The sequence below is a fragment of the Streptomyces sp. NPDC046727 genome (genome assembly GCF_040645635.1).
In the GTDB taxonomy this organism is placed as follows: Bacteria; Actinomycetota; Actinomycetes; order Streptomycetales; family Streptomycetaceae; genus Streptomyces.
On sequence record NZ_JBEYYR010000016.1, the window covers coordinates 32,853 to 49,746 of the forward strand.

A 16,894-nucleotide genomic window follows, 5' to 3' on the forward strand; every position below is an offset into this window, starting at 1 on the left:
CTCAGAGTGTGGTGCGGTCGGGCCGCGCGGTCGGCCCGAGGGGACCGGAGGAGGTCTTGCCCGACGAGGCCCTGACGCCGTGGGCGGCCTCGGGCGGACTGGACGCCTCCGTGTGTCCGGAATCCTTGGCCCGCCCCGGTCCCCCGGTACGAGCGGAGGCCGGATCAGCCGCGGAGGTCCCGGCGGGCACCGGCCCGGCCTCCGGGCCGGCCCCGTGGCCTGCGCCGCCGGACCTCAGCGCCGCGGTGCCGAGATCGTGCGCGGGTTCGGGGCCCTGTGCGCCCGCGTCCCCGCCGTCCGCCGGCCGGCCCGGCCGCGGCTGGGTGAGCCAGGCCACCGCCGCCCCGGTGAGGGCCACGGGCCACTCCACCACGCCCGCGGCGCCGAGCACCCCGGCGCCCGCGTACACCGCCATGCGCCGCCCGCGGGGCGAGACCGCTCCGACCTTGTCCAGTGTTTCCTCCGCGGCCCTGCTCACCGTGCTGGCGCCGGGCACCCTGCGCAGGACCGAGGCCGCGCCGCGCAGGGGCGCCGTGAGGACCGACGACGACTTCTGCTCAGCCATGACTCTCCTCGGGTCGATCCGCCTTGCCGCCCTCCCGAGTGCCCGCGACCGCGCTGGTCATCCCTCCTTTCCCGGGGGATCGCCCGGGACCGCCGGCTCTCTTCCCGCACCGCGGGCACCGACCGCCCCGCGCACCCCTGGCCGTCTCGTCAGGCGCGGCGGAACAGCCCCTCGGGCACGGCCGCGGCGAGGACCCGGTACCCCTCGGGGTTGAGGTGCAGCCAGTCCCCGGCATGCAGGGCGGGCCGCAGCCGGCCGGGGGCCTCGGGGTCCCGTACCGCACGGTCGAAGTCGATCACCGCGTCGAAGTGGCCGGGGGTGCGGATCCAGGCGTTGACCCGCTGCCGGGCGGCCTCCCGCTCCCCCGCCGGGTCGTCGTACAGGGTGCTGCCGCCGAACGGGGTGAGGGTCGCGCCGTAGACCCGGATGCCCTGGGCGTGGGCGCGGACGACGATCTGCCGGTAGCCGGCGATCAGGTCGTCGGTGACCGCGCGCTGCGCCGCGGGGGTGGCGTCGGCGGTGCCGATGTCGTTGACGCCCTCGAAGAGGATCAGCCAGGAGACCCCGCTGCGGGAGAGGACGTCCCGGTCGAGGCGGGCGAGCACGTTGGGGCCGAGCCCGTCGTTGAGGACGCGGTTGCCGCCGGCCGCCTGGTTGAGGACGGCGATGCCCGAGGTGGCCGCCCGGCTCCGGAGGCGGTCGAAGAACTGGTCGGGCCAGCGGTCGTTGCCGTTGGTCGTGGAGCCGCGTCCGTCGGTGAGGGAGTCACCGACGACGGCCACCGCCCGGGTACGGCCCGGTGCCAGCACCTCGACATCGCTCAGCAGGTACCAGTGGTCCACGGCGGTCGCGCCCGCCAGGTCCTGGTCGCGCGTGTGGTCGCCGTGCACGAGGTACGACGTGGTGCGCGAGCCGGGGTGCGAGGTGAGGGCGAGCGACGCCTGGCCGCGGGCGGTGTACGCCGTCACCGTCAGCTCGGAGCCGGCGCGCAGCTCGAAGTCCAGCGGATCGGAGACCATCTGGGCGCCGACCGGGACGGTCGTGGAGTCCCGGCCGGCGAAGGTGACCCGGCGCAGGCTGTCCGGCTCGACGGCGCTGACCCCGGCCCTGCCGTCGCGGGGCAGGGCCACGGTGACGGCGGTGAGCGGCAGCGGGGTGTCGCCGTAGGCGTTGGAGAAGCGCAGCCGGATGCGGGGGCCTCCGGCGGTGACCCGCACGGTCTGCCGCAGGGTGGTGTCCACGAGCACCGACGTCGTTCCGGTGTACGGCGCGGGCGGCAGGTTGGCGGGCTCGGTCAGCTGGGGCATGCCGGTCCAGGTGTTCACCCAGTGCCGGCCGGGTCCGGCGGCGGCGGTGGCCGGGGCCGTTCCGGTGACCAGCGCCGTGAGCGCGGAGCCCGTCACGATCAGGGCGAGGACGAGGACACACGTGCCGAGCAGGGTGGCGAGCGGGGCTCTGGAGGACCGCTTCACGAACGGCTTCACGGACACCTTCCCGGGGGCGGCGGTGGCGGACAGACCGGCGGACGAGCGTCATCGTGGCATGAACACGCCCTCCATGGAAGCGCTCCCACACCGCACCCGGCGGCCTGCGCGAGAGGCGTTGACTAGAAAGCGCTTACCCCCTACGGTCCGTTCATCAGCATGACCTTCGAGCCGCAACGACGGGCTCACCTTGCCCCACGAGCGGGTGCCACACGTAGATGCCGTACGTGTTGATGCACGCGCTTCACATACATGTCCGACCGACCCCACTCGGAAGAAGGCATCCGGGACATGACTTCACGCACACCCGCGCGCGCCCTCCTAGGCGGCCTGGCCACCCTCGGCCTCACGCTTGGCATGATCATGACCTCCGGCGCACCGGCGGGCGCGGCCACCTGGCCCACCCCCAACGGCAGCCAGCCGGTCTCCGCCACCATCTCGGTGTCCGGCACCAAGGACTACGGGATGAAGCGCCTCTACGGCAGCGGAGAGCTCGGCACCGGCGGGCAGGACGAGGACCAGGGACCGATCCTGGAACTCGCCCCCGGCACGGTCCTCAAGAACGTCGTCATCGGCTCCCCGGCCGCAGACGGCATCCACTGCCTCGGCAGTTGCACGCTGCAGAACGTGTGGTGGGAGGACGTCGGCGAGGACGCGGCCACCTTCCTCGGCTCCTCGTCGTCCAACGTCTACACCGTCAGCGGCGGCGGGGCGAAGGAGGCCGGCGACAAGGTCTTCCAGTTCAACGGCGCCGGCACGCTCAACGTCTCCGGCTTCGCGGTGAAGAACTTCGGTACGTTCGCCCGCTCCTGCGGCAACTGCAGGACGCAGTACAAGCGGACGATCAACCTGAGCGGCATCGAGGCGACCTACAAGGGCAGCAAGCTCGTCGGCATCAACACCAACTACGGCGACAGCGCGACCCTGCGGAACATCACCATCGTCGGGGACACCAGCAAGAAGATCATTCCCTGCCAGAAGTACATCGGGAACAACACCGGCAAGGAGCCGACCACCAACGGCTCGAACCCGGACGGCACCTACTGCAAGTACGCCGGCTCGGACATCACCTACAAGTGAGCCCGAGCGGGCGGGCTGATCATCGTGGCCGGGCCGCCGCCGTCGGCGGCCCGGCCACGGGTCACGCGGCGGCTGCCTTCCGGCGCCACTTCCCGGACAGGACGAGGTGGGCGGCGACACCGAAGACCAGGCCCCAGAAGGCGGAGCCGATGCCGAAGAGGGTGACGCCGGACGCGGTGGCCAGGAACGTGATCAGTGCGGCCTCGCGGTCCTTCTCCTCCTTGACCGCCCCGGTGAGACCACCGGCGAGCGCCCCGAACAGGGCGACACCGGCGATGGCCGCGACCAGTTCCTTCGGCAGCCCGGCGAAGAACGCCACCAGCGTGGAGCCGAAGGCGCCGATCAGCAGGTAGAAGGCGCCGCAGGAGACACCGGCCACATAGCGCCGCCGCGGATCGGTGTGCGACTCCGGGCCGGTGCAGATCGCGGCGGTGATCGCGGCCAGGTTGATCGCGTGCGAGCCGAAGGGGGCGAGCGCGGTGGACACCAGTCCCGTGGAGCCGATGAGCAGACGGTCCTCGGCCTGGTAGCCCGAGGCGGAGAGCACCGCCATGCCGGGGGCGTTCTGCGAGGCGAGGGTGGCCAGGATCATCGGCACGGCGATGCCGATGAGGGACGCGACGGAGAACTCCGGGGCGGTGAACACCGGACGGGCCAGCTCGATCTTGTCCACATGGACGTGCAGCCGCGAGGTGGCCGCGCTGCCGACGACACCCACGGCCAGCGCGATCAGCACCGCGTACCGCGGCAGCAGCCGCTTGGCCAGGAGGTAGGCCGCCAGCACGGACCCGGCGATGAGCGGCGCCGTCTTCAGCGAGGTGAAGACATGGGTGCCGAAGCTGAACAGGATGCCCGCCAGCATCGCCGAGACGACCGCTGTCGGTACCTGGCGCATGAGCCGGCCGAACACCCCGGTCAGGCCGATCAGCGTGATGACGGCACCGGTGATGAGGAACGCGCCGATGGCCTCGGCGTAGGAGTACGCGCCGAGGCTCGTGACCAGCAGCGCCGCTCCCGGCGTCGACCAGGCGGTGATGATCGGCATACGGGTGCGCAGGCTCAGCCCGATGCAGGTCAGGCCGCTGCCTATGGAGATGGCCCACACCCAGGAGCTGGTCTGCGCGGTGTCGAGGTGCCCGGCCGAGGCCGCCGAGAGCACGATGACCAGCGGCCCGGAGTAGGACACGACGACGGCCACGAAGCCCGCCAGCACGGCGGACAGCGACGCGTCGCGCAGCAGCCGGGGCCGGTCCGCCGGTGCCGGTTCACCCGCGGGCTCCGGTCCCCCGGACCGCTCCTGTGCGGAGCGGCCGGGAGGGGCGGACGGCGCTGCGGTGTGCGCCGCCCCGGAGGTGGTGTCTGTCTCTGGGGACTCGGGACTCAACTGTCTTCCTTCGCAGCCCTTTCCAGGGCCTGTTCCAGGTCGGCGACGAGATCGGCCGGGCTCTCCAGGCCGATGGAGAGGCGGACCATGTCCTTCGGTGCGGTGCTGCCCGGCCCCTCGAAGGTATAGCGGTGTTCGATGAGACTTTCCACGCCGCCCAACGACGTCGCGCGGATGAAGAGTCGGCAGTTCTGGGCGACGCGCAGGGAGCGCTGCCAGTCCCCGGCCACATGGAGGGAGAGCATGCCGCTGAATCCGCCGGTCATCTGGCGGGCGGCGACCTCGTGTCCGGGGTCCGTGGGCAGGCCCGGGTAGGCGACGCGGCTCACCAGCGGGTGCTCGGCGAAGTGCTCGGCGAGGGTCTGGGCGGTGGCCGATATCTGCCGCATGCGCGGGAACAGCGTGCGTATGCCGCGCATCAGCAGGTACGTCTCCAGCGGGCCGAGCAGCGGGCCGGTCAGCCTGCGGTGGAGCCGGAGCCGCTCCCAGACCGTCTCGCGGGCCTCGGTGCGTTCCGGCGCCAGCACGAGGAAGCCGGCGACGACGTCGGTGTGCCCGTTGAGGTACTTGGTCCCCGAGTGCATGATCAGGTCGGCGCCGAGGTCGAACGGCCGGCTGTGCACCGGAGTGGGCACGGTGTTGTCGACACCGAACAGGGCGCCGGCCCGGTGGGCGATCTCGCCGACGGCCGCCACGTCGGTGACCGTCCAGGTGGGGTTGGCCGGGCTCTCCACCCACACCAGGGCGGTGGGGGCGGCGGACACGGCCGCGGACACGGCGTCCAGGTCGTCCATCGGCACCTGGACGACCTCCAGGCCGCGCTGCGGCCCGAATTCCGTCAGCCACTTGGTCAGCCCGAAGTACATCGTCTTCGGTACGACGACCCGGGAGCCGCCGGGCAGCACCTGGAAGACCGCGGTGGCCGCCGCCATGCCGGAGGAGAACACCAGGGCCTCGGAGCCGCCCTCCAGGCCCGCGACCACGTTCTCGACCTGCTCGTAGCCGGGGCTGCCCTGGTCCCGCAGGTACGCGAGCCCGCCGGGCAGCTGGTACTCGGCGTCCCTGGCGAAGGTCGCGGCGAGGCTGACGGGCGGCGGTACGGCTCCCGTCGCCGGGCCGCGCCAGCCGTCGCCCTGCGCGGCCCGTGTCTCGGCCCGGTACTCCGTCGTCCAGGGCGTGAACTTCTCGCTGTTGGTCATCGCTTCCTCGTGATCACTGACGGCAGGGAGGTGCTCAGGGCGAGTTCCGCGTCCATCAGTGCGCGGGACGGCATGCCCGGAGAGGGGACGTAGTGGTTGTAGTAGCTGGAGCCCTCGGTGTGCGGACCCAGGAAGAACAGCCGGGGCTGGAGGTCCCCGTCGCGGCCGACGCCCTGGCCTTCGCGGGTGACGTCCAGGCCGTGCGCGGGGCCGCCGCGGGAGCCGAGGGTGCGGACCCGGCCGGCGCCGACGAGGGTGCCGAGCAGGGATCCGGGCACGCGGTCGGGGGCGGGCTCGCGGACGTGCGCGTGCACCACGTGGTCGACCTCGAAGGTCGTGGGCCGCAGCAGGGCGGTGGACTCGAGGAGCCAGGGGCCTTGCCCCGCCGGGGCGATGACCTTGGGCCGCGGTCCGGGGCCGAGCTGGACGACGCCCGCCTCGACGAGGGCCAGCAGCTCGGCCGAGCGGTCCAGCTGCGGTCCGATGACCAGTCGGTTGACGGTGGCGTTGAACGCGCCGAAGAACCCGGCCAGGGACGCGTCGTCGAGGCCGGGCGCGTCGACGGCCGTCCGCAGCACGTCCCGGTGGTCCCGCAGGACCTCCAGTGCCTCCTTCAGGGGGCTGACGCCGAGTCCGGCCCGGGCCTCCGCCAGGTCCGCCGCCACCTCGCCGGTGAACCAGCGGGCGTACGCGTCGTGGTCGGCCCACTGTCGCCCGCCGGCCGGGGCGAGGACGCCGCTGAGCGGGCTCGGCCCCCAGCGGCGGCGGGACTCCTCCAGCAGCGACTCGTACCCGGCCTCCCGGCCGCGGTCGGCGAACTCGCGGCCCGCCGTCGCCGCGTCCCCGCACTCGCGGGCCCGCAGGGTGCGGTAGTAGGCGAGTTCCATCTCCGCCTCGACCAGCGGCAGCACGTCCTCGGCGAAGTGCAGGCGGCCGTCGGCACGGTTCCGGCGCAGCCCCGCGACGGCGTCGGCCGTCAGGGCGAGCGGCGCGAACCTCACCCGGTCCGGGGCGAGGTACGGCCGGCTGCGCGAGGGCAGGCCCGAGCGGTTGGCCAGGACGATCCTGGGCTCCTGCCCGCTCGGCAGGTAGCGCAGCCCCGACGCGTGCGGCTCGTGCCGGCCGCCGCGGCCCAGGGTCAGGCTCGCGATGACGTCCATGGCGGTGAGCCCCATGCCGAGGACGGCCACGCGTTCGCCCGGCGCGATGCCGTCGAGCGCCTCGGGCAGCGGGTACGGGCGGGTGATCAGCCGCGGTTCGGTGGCCGGCGCCGCCGGACGGTACAGGGAGTGATGGCCGACGGTGACGAACACGGCGTCGGCGTCGACCAGGCTGCCGTCGGCGAGTTCCACCACCTCCCCTGTGGGGCCGGGCCGTACGTCGACCGCCTCGCACCGGTGCCGAACGATCGTCAGGCAGTCGGGTGCCGCCGCGGCGATCTCGCCGGCGGCCCAGGCGAGGTACTCGCTGAGCAGCCTGCGGGGCAGGAAGTCGTTCGGCCGGACCGGACGGCCCTCGCCGGCGCGGACGGTGTGGCCGTCGTCGGCGAGGCGCAGGTCCCGCTCCTGGCACCACTCGGCGAGCGAGGGGCCGGCGAGCGGTGCGGGGCCCTCGACCATCCGCTCGTCGGCGAAGGCCGTCAGCTGGGAGCAGACGGTGTTGAGCAGCAGGTGGTCGGGCTGGTCGGCCAGGTGGAATCCGGGGCCGAAGGGCTGCGGGTCCACCAGGTGCACGGTCATCGGCGTGGGCCGGGTGAGGCTGTGGGCGACGAGGCGTTCCAGGAGCCCAAGGCCCCGGGAGCCCATGCCGATGATCGCCACGGAGGGCCGTATCGGGGTCACCATCGGCGTGTCTCCCCGAAGAAGTCGGGGATCTCGATGGCCGTGCCGTCGCGGCGGGCCTCTTCGAGGACGAACGCACCGACCGCGAGGTCCAGCACGCCGAGACCGAACGGCGAGAAGATCACCGGGCGGTCGGCGTCGAGGGTCACGTCGCCGTTCAGTACGCCGGCGAGCGTTCCGGTGACGAAGTCGCGGGAGCCGGTGGCCTGTTCGGCGAGGTGCGGCGAGGTGTCGGCCTTCAGGCAGTGGTCGATGTCGTCCAGGATGTTCTGGGCTCCGAGCACCACCTCGGGCACCAGGTCGCGCAGCGAGATGTGCAGCACGAGCTGGCCGGGCTTGAACGGCGTGGTGACGTACGGCTTGAGAGCCGTGGTGGCGAACACGACGGTGTCGGCCGCGAGGGCCTCGGCGAGGTCCGTGGTGAAGGAGACGGGCGCGTCCTGGGTGCCGCGCAGATGCTCGGCCAGGGCCTGGCCGGAGGGCTCGTGCAGGTCATGGACGAGGTAGGCCTCGGGGAGGCAGTCCGCCGCGCTCAGGTAGTCGCAGATGTTGCGGGCGATGACACCGGCCCCGATGACCGCGATCGTCTTGCCCTGGTGTCCCTCGGGGCGCAGCGCGGTGGCGGCCACGGCCGCGGAGGCGGCGGTGCGGGCGGAGCTGATGGCGGCGGCTTCCAGGCAGGCGATCGGGTAGCCCGTCGCGTAGTCGTTGAGCACGAGCACCGCGGAGGCGCGGGGTGCGCCCGACTCCGTGTTCTTCGGGAAGCTCGCGATCCACTTGATGCCGGCGACGCCGGATTCGGGTCCGAGGAAGGCGGGCAGGGCGATGATGCGGGAATCCGGCTTCTCGGGGAAGCGCAGGAAGTAGCTGTCGGGATTGACGGTCTGTCCGGCCTCGTGAATGCGGTAGGTGCGGCTCACCAGGTCCAGAACTTCGCGACGCCGGTTCTGCAGCACGGTGCGCACGGTGCCGCCGGCGACTATTTCAAAGTTGAACACTTTTCTTTTCCCCCGGCTCGGGCGTCGCCCGAGCTTTTTTGTTCTGTGACGGTCTTTCAGAGTTGTCCGGGCCAGCGTTCGGCCACCCAGGAATCGTTGTAGACGGTGTCGAGGTACCGGTCGCCGAAGTCCGGCGAGAGCGCCACGACGACACTGCCGTCCGGAATCTTCTTGGCGGTGCTCTGCACCGCGCTGAGTACCGTTCCGGTCGAACCGCCGAGCAGCAGTCCGCGTTCCCTGGCGAGGGCGCGGCACATGTCCACGGCTTCCGCCTCGGATACCAGCACCACTTCGTCGACCAGTGTCTCGGTGAGAATTTCCGGCCGCCGGCTGGTGCCGAGACCGGGAATGTGGCGGCGGGCGGCCGGCCCCCCGAAAGTCACCGATCCCTCGCTGTCGACGGCGATGATCCGGGTCTCGGGGCTGTGGCGGCGGAAGAACTCCGCGCACCCCATCAGCGTCCCCGTGGTGCCGGCGCCGACGAACACGTAGTCCACCTGGCCCAGCGCCTCGAAGATGGACCGCCCCGTCCGTTGCCGATGTGCCCGCGGACCTGCGGGATTGGCGTACTGGTTGAGCCAGTGCAGGTCGGGCTCCCGGCTCAGGCGCTCCTGGATGTAGTCGATGCGGGACTGCAGATAGCCGCCGTTGCCGTCCCTGACGGTCACCGTCACGACCTCGGCGCCGAGGGTCTCCATCAGACGGACCGTCTGAGGGTTGGCGTTGGGGTCGGTGACACAGGTGAGGGAATAGCCCTTGGCGGCGCAGACCATCGCCAGGGCGACTCCCAGATTTCCCGAGGTCGATTCGATGAGCCGGGTCCGCGGAAAGCGGTACCCGGATGCCTCGGCTTCTTCCACGAGGGCCACCGCGGTCTTGAGCTTCACCGAGCCCGCGGGATTGAGGCCCTCGATCTTGAGGAAGACAGAACTTCCCGGAACCAGTTGATGGAGCTGGATGAACAAGTCGTCCAGCACAAGGTCGTACACTTCTTCCGCTATCACCAGAATCCAAACCTAGAACTGGGCACGCATGGCGCGGTCAACGCCATGTCAACTGGTGCCCATCGGGCTTGTCGGCCGGTGCGCAACATTCAGCGCACGCTACGCAGAAGGGACTTCTTTCCCCCGTCCCCCGTGTATCGCTGTATCCCCCAGTCATTCGTCGCGATGATGCCACTCTGACATGACCCGACTTGCATGACAAGCAAATTCTTGCCAACGGGCGTGTCGACCCGGGGCGTTGAGTCCTGCGCGGGGCTCACACGGCGGTCAGTACTCCCGTTCCCGCGCGCCGAGCGCCGCGGCGAGTTCGCTCCGGTAGCCGGCGTAGGCCGTTCGCAGGTCCTCTCCCGGCCAGTCGGGGGGCAGCAGTACGGACGGCAGGACCGGGTCGGTCAGCAGATGGCGGACGGCCGCCGCGTAGGCGGTGAGCCGGTCGGCCGGGCGGCCGGCTCCGGTGGCACGGGCGAGCAGGGAGCGGGCGGTGTCCGCCCAGCCGTCCAGCGGCCAGAGCCGGGCGGCCAGCTCGCGCGCGGGCTCGTCGGGGCGGGCGGTGTACGTCAGGGCCACCCGGCGCAGACCGGCCGGCAGGGGGCGGTCGAGGTTGGCCGGGCGCAGCCACACGCCCTCGCGGAGTTCGGCCAGGCGCAGAGCGGTCAGCCGGGCGCGCAGGTCGGCGCGTTCGGCGGGGCCGCGGCCGGTCGCCGTGATCACCACCATCTCCCAGTCGCCGTCCCACGCGCGCGTGCGCGGGTGCACGGCGTCGTCCTGGCGGCGCTGCCGGGCCAGCAGCCGGTCGCTGAGCCGGTAGACGGCGTCCGTGCGCCTCAGGTCCCCGGCGGCCACCATCCGGCTCAGCGCGGCCCGCAGCGTGGAGCCGCCGACCCCGAACGGTTCCACGAGCCGGACCAGGTCCTTCACCGGCAGCTCGGGCGGATGCACGCCGAGGAGCAGGCTCAGCACGACCGACCGGGCGGACAGCGGTCGCAGGCCGGCCGGGCCGGGCTCCGCCGGGACGTTCATGCGCATGGACCCGTACTGTACGTGCGCCTTGTTGTTGCATCATTGCTACAGTCGCAGGGAGAGTGCAACATGCTCGTATGGTCTCGATTCCCGAGCAGTCGCAGCTGCCGTCGCAGCCCCCGCAGCCGTACGCCACGCACGACGTCACCAACCAGCCCCCGTCGCTCGCCCCGTACGACGCCTCCGACGACCCGGCCCTCCTCGAAGGACTGCGCCGGGAGGGCGCCGGGTGGGCCGAGGACGGCATCCGGCGGCTGGGGGCGCGCGCCGGCAGCGCGGAGGCCCAGGAGTGGGGCGAGCAGGCGAACCGGCACGAGCCGGTGCTGCGCACCCACGACCGCTACGGCCACCGCGTCGACGAGGTGGAGTTCCACCCCAGCTGGCACCACCTGATGCGGACGGCGGTCGCCGAGGGCCTGGCCGGCGCCCCCTGGGCCGACGACCGGCCGGGCGCGCACGTCGCCCGGACCGCCGGCGGACTGGTGTGGGGGCACACGGAGGCGGGCCACGGCTGCCCGACCTCCATGACGTACGCCGCCGTTCCCGCCCTGCGCGCGCAGCCGGATCTCGCCAAGGTGTACGAGCCGCTGCTCACCAGCCGGGAGTACGACCCCGAGCTGCGCGTCCCCGCCGAGAAGCCGGGGCTGCTCGCCGGGATGGGCATGACCGAGAAGCAGGGCGGCTCCGACGTCCGGACGAACACCACCACGGCCACGCCCACCGGCGAGGCGGGCGTGTACACGCTGCGCGGGCACAAGTGGTTCACGTCGGCTCCGATGTGCGACGTGTTCCTGGTGCTGGCGCAGGCACCGGGCGGCCTGTCCTGCTTCCTCGTCCCACGGATCCTGCCGGACGGCAGCCGCAACACCTTCCGTATCCAGCGGCTGAAGGACAAGCTGGGCAACCGGTCCAACGCCTCCTCGGAACCGGAGTTCGACCGGACCGTGGCCTGGCTGGTGGGTCCGGAGGGCCGGGGCGTCAAGACCATCATCGAGATGGTCAACTGCACCCGGCTGGACTGTGTGATGTCCTCGGCGACCCTGATGCGCAAGACGCTGGTCGAGGCGGGGCATCACGCCCGGCATCGCAGCGCGTTCGGCGCGCGGCTGATCGACCAGCCGCTGATGCGCAACGTCCTGGCCGATCTCGCGCTGGAGTCGGAGGCGGCGACGACGCTCACACTGCGGCTGGCCGGCGCGGCGGACCGGGCGGTGCGTGGGGACGCCTCGGAGCGGGCCTTCCGGCGCATCGCGACCGCCGTCGGCAAGTACTGGGTGACCAAGCGCGGCCCGGCCTTCACCGCCGAGGCCCTGGAATGCCTGGGAGGCAACGGATACGTCGAGGACTCCGGCATGCCCCGGCACTACCGGGAGGCCCCGCTGCTGTCGATCTGGGAGGGCTCCGGGAACGTCAACGCGCTCGACGTGCTGCGCGCCCTCGGCCGCGAGCAGGAGACTGCCGAGGCCCTGTTCGCCGAACTCGCCCTCGCGCGCGGGGCGGACGCCCGCCTCGACACGGCCGTGGCCGCACTCAAGGCCCAATTGGCCGAAACCGATCAGGTGGGCGCCCGTCGGCTGGTCGAGCGGATGGCGCTCGCCCTGCAGGCCTCCCTGCTCGTCCGGCACGCCCCGCACCCGGTCGCGGACGCCTTCTGCGCGACCCGGCTGGGCGGCGACTGGGGCCACGCGTTCGGCACCCTCCCTGCCGGAGCCGACCTGGACACCATCCTTCAGCGCGCCCTGCCCGGCGAGAACTGACCCCTCCACGCGCGCGTGCGGCCGAGTGCGTCCCCGTGGCCGGTGACCGCCGACGGATCGCACACAGTCAGCGGATGATTCCGGACCGTTGTCGGTGTCGTGGTGCACACTCGCGATCAGGTGGCACTCGCCTGGGGAGGACAACGTGGTCACGGGGATCGACGAGGTCGACTGGGCCTCGCTGCGGCACGCGCACGGCAGCGCGGAGGACGTGCCCGGTTGGTTACGGGCGCTGGCGTCCGCGGACACCGCCGAGCGGGCGACCGCCCTCGACGGGATGTACGGCGCGGTGCACCACGAGGGAAGGGTGTACGACTCGACGCTGGCCGTCGTGCCCTTCCTGTTCGCGCTCGCGGCCCGCGAGGAGGTGCCGGACCGGGGCGGCATCGTGGAGTTGCTGGTCAGCATCGGCGGGGAGAGCGCGGAGGACGCGGGCCGGGACCGGCGGGCGCGGGAGGCGGTGTGCGCGGGCGCCGAGGCCTTCGCCGCGCTCGCCGGTGACCCGGACCCGTCGGTCCGCCGGGCGGCGACCGGGGCGCTGGTGCGCTTCCTGCACGATCCGCCGCGGGTCCTGGAGCTGCTGCGGCGGCGGCTGCGGGCCGAGCGGGACGACAGTGTGCTGCTGGCCCTCACGGAGGCGCTCGGCCTGTTCGCGCACCGGTACCCCGCGCACGCCGGCGGGGCGGTGGACCTGCTGGCAGAGCAGAGCGCGCCACCCTACGCGCCGGGGCTGCGGCTCGCCGCGCTCGGCCAGCTCGCACTCCGCGCGCCCGGCCGGCTCCCCGCCGACCTGGTGCCGGCGGCGGTCCGCCTGCTGCAGCAGCGGTCCGCGCAGCGGCGCGGGAGCCGGGAGCACTCCGGCACGGACACCCTGGTGCGGCGGATCCGGCGGCTGCGCCCCTCCGACGAGCAGGGCGCCGTGCTGCTGCGCACCCTGCACAGCGCGCTCGGCGACCGGGTGGACGACCGGATCGCCCTGCTCACCGGCCAGTTGACCAGCCCGGACCCGGTGGACCGGTGCAATGCCGTGTGGATGTCGGCGGGGCTGTTCCGCGGCTGGCGCGGCGCGTACGACGAGCCGGTACGGCTGCTCGGCGCCCAGCTGAACACCGAGGAGGACCGGTTGCGGGACGCGGCCGTGTCGGTCCTGGCGGAGCTGTACACCCTGGCGGCGCCCGCCGCGGACGAGCTGCACGCGCTGGTGACCGCCCGGCCCGACCTGTGGACGCACCGCTGGGAGCGCTCCACGCCCACGCTGGGCGGCCCGCTCAAGGCACTGGCCAGGACCGGTGATCCCCGCGCGGTCCCGGCTCTGGCCCAGCTACTGGCCGGCCCGTCGGCACCCGTCGGGCTGGGCTTCGAACTCGCCCACCTCGGCCGGGCCGCGGCCCCGCTGGCCCCCGCGCTGCGCCACCGCCTCGCCCGCATCCCGCTGGCCTCCCCCGCAGCGGCCCGGCTCGCCGCCCCGCTGCTGACGGCGGTCAAGGCCATCGGCGACCGGGACGCCGTCCCCGAACTGCTGCGCCTCCTGTCGGGCTCCCCCGACGGCCTGGGAGCGCGGGACGCTGTCGCCGACGACGTGATCGAGATCCTCACGAAGCTGGGCGCCGCCACCCGTGCGGCACCCTTCCTGCGCCCACTGCTCCAGACCCGGCACGCGGCCACCGCGGCGGGCGCGCTGTGGTCGGCGGACGGGGACGCCTCCGCCGTACTCCCCGTCCTGCTGCGCGAGTTGGCGCACCCCGATCCGGGTGCCCGTCGCAGCGCCGTCCGGCAGCTCGGCAGGATGGGCCCGGCCGCGCGCACCGCGCTGCCCGAGCTGCGCCGGCTCGTCCGGTCGGGGCCGGTACGGGAGCGCGTACCGGTGGCCCGCGCCCTGTGGCGCATCGGCGGCGATCCGGACCCGGTCCGGCCCGTCCTCCGGGCCGCCTGGGCGGCGGACCCGCGCACCCGCGTCCCCATCGCCCGCTGCCTGATCACGATGGGCCCCGCCGCCGCACCGCTGCACGACCTGATCACCACGGAACTGACCCGCCCCCGCCGCCACACGTCCCGCGCGGGCGCGTACGGGCACCGCGACATACCGGACGACGAGGAACTGGTGCGGATGTGCGGGGAGGTGCTGGCGGAGCTGGCGAGTCCGTAGGCGTTGGAGGCACCGGCGTGGCGGTCTCGGGGGACGGCGTGGCGTGGGGCGTGGGTCAGCGCGGCGTGGAGCCGACGCGGCGTTGCGGGGGGCTGGCGGGCCGTCAGGCCAGCGTGCCACGAGGCCGCAGCACGGCGTTGCGTGGGGCTGACGCGCCGTGAGGCCGGCGCGCCATGAGGGAACTGCCGCCGCGGCCCGGGAGGGCGGCGACCGTAAGAGTCGCGTCGGCCCCGTTCACGCCCTGGGCGGCGGTCTCCGGGCCGGTCGGCCGGTGTCTCGGACGGCGGCGGATCAGCAGGGCGCCGATTCCGGCCAGGACGTGCGTCAGCGCGGCCTCCAGCTCCTCCACCCCCTGCGCGAGCAGCTCACCGCGCGGCCGGCCCAGGGCCGGGCTCAGACCATCCGCCCCCACTGCGGGCCCAGGCGGGCCCATTCCGTGTCCCAGGCTTCCATGCGACGGCGTTCCAGGCGGCCTCGTACGGCCAGGCCGCCGGCCAAGGGCACCGCGGCGGTGCTCACGCCGACCAGGAGGCCTATCAGGGTGGACCGGAACGCGGCCTCGGAGGCGGTGGCGGGGCGGGTGACGAGGTGGCCCTGCGGGTCGGTCCATACGGTGACCGGCGTACCGGCCTTGCTGCCGGGCTCCACCCGGACCCGGCCCGTGTGGGCGGAGCCGTCGGTCGCCGCCCAGCGGACCTTGGCCCAGACCTGCTCACCGGCGGAGGCATGGCTGCTGCTCGCGGGGGACGACCCCGGCACCTGTGCGACGACGCGGGCTACGGCGGGCCGCCAGAGGGCCCGCTCCCGGGCGAGCCCGTGCTCCACCGAGCCGGCCGCCGCGAGACCGGCCAGCACTCCGGTCAGGACCGTCAGCAGCCAGGCACCGAGCAGGACCCAGGCCTCCACCATGTCGGCCCGGCGTTTGAGCGGGTTGCGCCGCCAGCGCCACAGCCACACCTTCGGACCACGGAACGCCTTCAAAGGCATCCTCCTCACGAGCGCACCGACCGGCCGGACCGCCCTCCCATACGGGAGAGATCGCTCCGTTGCTCACGACGAGCCGTCACCCCGACGGTCGCACGAGACACCCCTCTCGCGCAGGCGCATGCCGGAAGGGAACCGGCCGATCTTGGCAGCGGGCCGGCGACACAGCCTCTGACCTGCGGGGACGCGTCATCTGGGGGAGAGTGTCAGTGGTGGGGTGCAGACTGGCCGATAACTGACGACGAACTACGGCGACAATGACGTCCCGGAGGTGATCGGCATGGCCGAGGTACTTCTCGCGGTGGGCACCCGCAAGGGCCTGTTCATCGGGCGGCGGAGGGGCGGCGGCCCCTGGGAGTTCGACGAGAGTCCGTATTTCAACGCCCAGGCGGTGTACTCGGTCGCGATCGACACCCGGGGCGCCCGGCCTCGGCTGCTGGCGGGCGGCGACAGCGCGCACTGGGGCCCGTCGGTTTTCCACTCCGACGATCTGGGCCGCACCTGGACCGAACCGGCCCAGCCCGCCGTGAAGTTCCCGAAGGACACCGGCGCCTCCCTGGAGCGCGTCTGGCAGCTGCACCCGTCCGCCGCCGAGCCCGACGTGGTGTACGCGGGCACGGAACCGGCCGCGCTGTACCGCTCGGAGGACCGCGGCGAGAGCTTCGAGCTGGTCCGGCCGCTGTGGGAGCACCCGACCCGCTCGCAGTGGGTGCCGGGCGGCGGTGGCGAGGGCCTGCACACGGTGCTCACCGACGCCCGTGATCCGGCGGCCGTGACAGTGGCCGTCTCCGCGGCGGGCGTGTTCCGCACGACCGACGGCGGGGCGAGCTGGGCGCCGTCCAACTCCGGTGTGTCCGCGGTGTTCCTGCCGGATCCGGACCCGGAGTTCGGCCAGTGCGTGCACAAGGTCGCCAGAGACGCGGGCGACCCTGACCGGCTGTATCTGCAGAACCACTGGGGGGTGTACCGCAGCGACGACGCGGGCGGGCAGTGGACCGACATCGGCGCGGACCTGCCGACCACGTTCGGTTTCGCGATGGCCGCGCACCCGCACCGGGGCGACACGGCGTACGTCTTCCCGATCAACGCCGACGCCGACCGGGTGCCCGCCGAGCGCCGCTGCCGGGTCTTCCGCACCGCGGACGCGGGCCTGACCTGGGAGCCGCTGACCAAGGGACTGCCGGAGGAGGACCACTACGGCACGGTCCTGCGGGACGCCCTGTGCACGGACGACTCCGACCCCGCCGGGGTGTACTTCGGCAACCGCAACGGCGAGCTGTACGCCTCGGCCGACGACGGAGACAGCTGGCGGCAGCTGGCCGCGCATCTGCCGGACGTGCTGTGCGTACGGGCGGCGGCGGTCGGCTGACCGCACGCACGGGCAAGGGCCATCGGTTGATCGCCGACGGGTGTACGGCAGTAGGGTGACGCC

14 protein-coding genes are annotated in these 16,894 nt (G+C 73.2%); 4 read left to right on the forward strand and 10 right to left on the reverse strand.

Going from position 1 to position 16,894, the window contains the following annotated elements:
• Position 1: 1 nt before the first annotated feature.
• A complete protein-coding gene (locus ABZ937_RS20950) occupies positions 2–565 on the reverse strand; it encodes a hypothetical protein (protein ID WP_361693918.1) in 564 nt (187 codons plus the stop codon).
• 149 nt (positions 566–714) lie between these two features.
• Complete coding sequence (locus tag ABZ937_RS20955) at positions 715–2,004, reverse strand: SGNH/GDSL hydrolase family protein (RefSeq protein WP_361694196.1); 1,290 nt, start codon at positions 2,002–2,004, stop codon at positions 715–717.
• 336 nt (positions 2,005–2,340) lie between these two features.
• Between ABZ937_RS20955 and ABZ937_RS20960 the strand changes: the two genes are divergently transcribed.
• Entirely contained in the window at positions 2,341–3,129 is a 789-nt protein-coding gene (locus ABZ937_RS20960) for a pectate lyase (protein ID WP_361693920.1), read from the forward strand.
• Positions 3,130–3,190: 61 nt separating this feature from the next.
• Here ABZ937_RS20960 and ABZ937_RS20965 read toward each other — a convergent pair whose 3' ends face one another.
• The 6 genes from ABZ937_RS20965 to ABZ937_RS20990 all read right to left on the reverse strand — a co-directional run bounded on the left by ABZ937_RS20965 (position 3,191) and on the right by ABZ937_RS20990 (position 10,581).
• Positions 3,191–4,369, reverse strand: a complete 1,179-nt coding sequence (locus tag ABZ937_RS20965) for a benzoate/H(+) symporter BenE family transporter (protein WP_361694198.1) — start codon at positions 4,367–4,369, stop codon at positions 3,191–3,193.
• A 140-nt stretch (positions 4,370–4,509) separates the two neighbouring features.
• Positions 4,510–5,712: a PLP-dependent aspartate aminotransferase family protein gene (locus tag ABZ937_RS20970; RefSeq protein ID WP_361693922.1), complete on the reverse strand. Its 1,203-nt coding sequence runs from the start codon at positions 5,710–5,712 to the stop codon at positions 4,510–4,512.
• Positions 5,709–7,556, reverse strand: coding sequence for an FAD/NAD(P)-binding protein (locus ABZ937_RS20975; protein ID WP_361693924.1), 1,848 nt, complete (start codon positions 7,554–7,556; stop codon positions 5,709–5,711). Before ABZ937_RS20975 ends, ABZ937_RS20970 begins: the two co-directional genes overlap by 4 nt.
• Entirely contained in the window at positions 7,550–8,551 is a 1,002-nt protein-coding gene (gene sbnB, locus ABZ937_RS20980; protein WP_361693926.1) for a 2,3-diaminopropionate biosynthesis protein SbnB, read from the reverse strand. The genes ABZ937_RS20975 and sbnB overlap by 7 nt, the downstream gene beginning before the upstream one ends.
• Before the next feature lie 56 nt (positions 8,552–8,607).
• On the reverse strand, positions 8,608–9,540 hold the full coding sequence (gene sbnA, locus ABZ937_RS20985) for a 2,3-diaminopropionate biosynthesis protein SbnA (RefSeq protein WP_361693928.1): 933 nt from the start codon (positions 9,538–9,540) through the stop codon (positions 8,608–8,610).
• A 282-nt stretch (positions 9,541–9,822) separates the two neighbouring features.
• Positions 9,823–10,581 carry a PaaX family transcriptional regulator C-terminal domain-containing protein gene (locus tag ABZ937_RS20990; protein ID WP_361693930.1) on the reverse strand — a complete coding sequence of 253 codons (759 nt, stop codon included), beginning with the start codon at positions 10,579–10,581 and terminating at the stop codon, positions 9,823–9,825.
• A gap of 71 nt (positions 10,582–10,652) precedes the next feature.
• Between ABZ937_RS20990 and ABZ937_RS20995 the strand changes: the two genes are divergently transcribed.
• Together ABZ937_RS20995 and ABZ937_RS21000 are read left to right on the forward strand one after the other, a co-directional pair.
• On the forward strand, positions 10,653–12,332 hold the full coding sequence (locus ABZ937_RS20995) for a DNA alkylation response protein (RefSeq protein WP_361693932.1): 1,680 nt from the start codon (positions 10,653–10,655) through the stop codon (positions 12,330–12,332).
• A gap of 145 nt (positions 12,333–12,477) precedes the next feature.
• Entirely contained in the window at positions 12,478–14,478 is a 2,001-nt protein-coding gene (locus ABZ937_RS21000) for a HEAT repeat domain-containing protein (protein ID WP_361693934.1), read from the forward strand.
• 103 nt (positions 14,479–14,581) lie between these two features.
• Here the strand turns inward: ABZ937_RS21000 and ABZ937_RS21005 are convergent, their stop codons facing one another.
• Both ABZ937_RS21005 and ABZ937_RS21010 read right to left on the reverse strand, forming a co-directional pair.
• Positions 14,582–14,890: a hypothetical protein gene (locus tag ABZ937_RS21005; RefSeq protein WP_361693936.1), complete on the reverse strand. Its 309-nt coding sequence runs from the start codon at positions 14,888–14,890 to the stop codon at positions 14,582–14,584.
• Positions 14,872–15,465 carry a hypothetical protein gene (locus ABZ937_RS21010; protein WP_361693938.1) on the reverse strand — a complete coding sequence of 198 codons (594 nt, stop codon included), beginning with the start codon at positions 15,463–15,465 and terminating at the stop codon, positions 14,872–14,874. The genes ABZ937_RS21005 and ABZ937_RS21010 overlap by 19 nt, the downstream gene beginning before the upstream one ends.
• Before the next feature lie 277 nt (positions 15,466–15,742).
• Here ABZ937_RS21010 and ABZ937_RS21015 point away from each other — a divergent pair, with 277 nt between their 5' ends.
• Positions 15,743–16,831 carry an exo-alpha-sialidase gene (locus ABZ937_RS21015; RefSeq protein ID WP_361693940.1) on the forward strand — a complete coding sequence of 363 codons (1,089 nt, stop codon included), beginning with the start codon at positions 15,743–15,745 and terminating at the stop codon, positions 16,829–16,831.
• Positions 16,832–16,894 lie beyond the last annotated feature (63 nt).

Excerpts from the sequence above, each read along its gene's own strand:
- ABZ937_RS20995 (WP_361693932.1), top strand. The coding sequence starts at position 10,653 with ATGGTCTCGATTCCCGAGCAGTCGCAGCTGCCGTCGCAGCCCCCGCAG.
- ABZ937_RS21015 (WP_361693940.1), top strand. The coding sequence starts at position 15,743 with ATGGCCGAGGTACTTCTCGCGGTGGGCACCCGCAAGGGCCTGTTCATC.
- ABZ937_RS21010 (WP_361693938.1), bottom strand. The coding sequence starts at position 15,465 with ATGCCTTTGAAGGCGTTCCGTGGTCCGAAGGTGTGGCTGTGGCGCTGG.
- ABZ937_RS20990 (WP_361693930.1), bottom strand. The coding sequence starts at position 10,581 with ATGCGCATGAACGTCCCGGCGGAGCCCGGCCCGGCCGGCCTGCGACCG.
- ABZ937_RS20960 (WP_361693920.1), top strand. The coding sequence starts at position 2,341 with ATGACTTCACGCACACCCGCGCGCGCCCTCCTAGGCGGCCTGGCCACC.
- ABZ937_RS20950 (WP_361693918.1), bottom strand. The coding sequence starts at position 565 with ATGGCTGAGCAGAAGTCGTCGTCGGTCCTCACGGCGCCCCTGCGCGGC.
- ABZ937_RS20975 (WP_361693924.1), bottom strand. The coding sequence starts at position 7,556 with ATGGTGACCCCGATACGGCCCTCCGTGGCGATCATCGGCATGGGCTCC.
- ABZ937_RS20970 (WP_361693922.1), bottom strand. The coding sequence starts at position 5,712 with ATGACCAACAGCGAGAAGTTCACGCCCTGGACGACGGAGTACCGGGCC.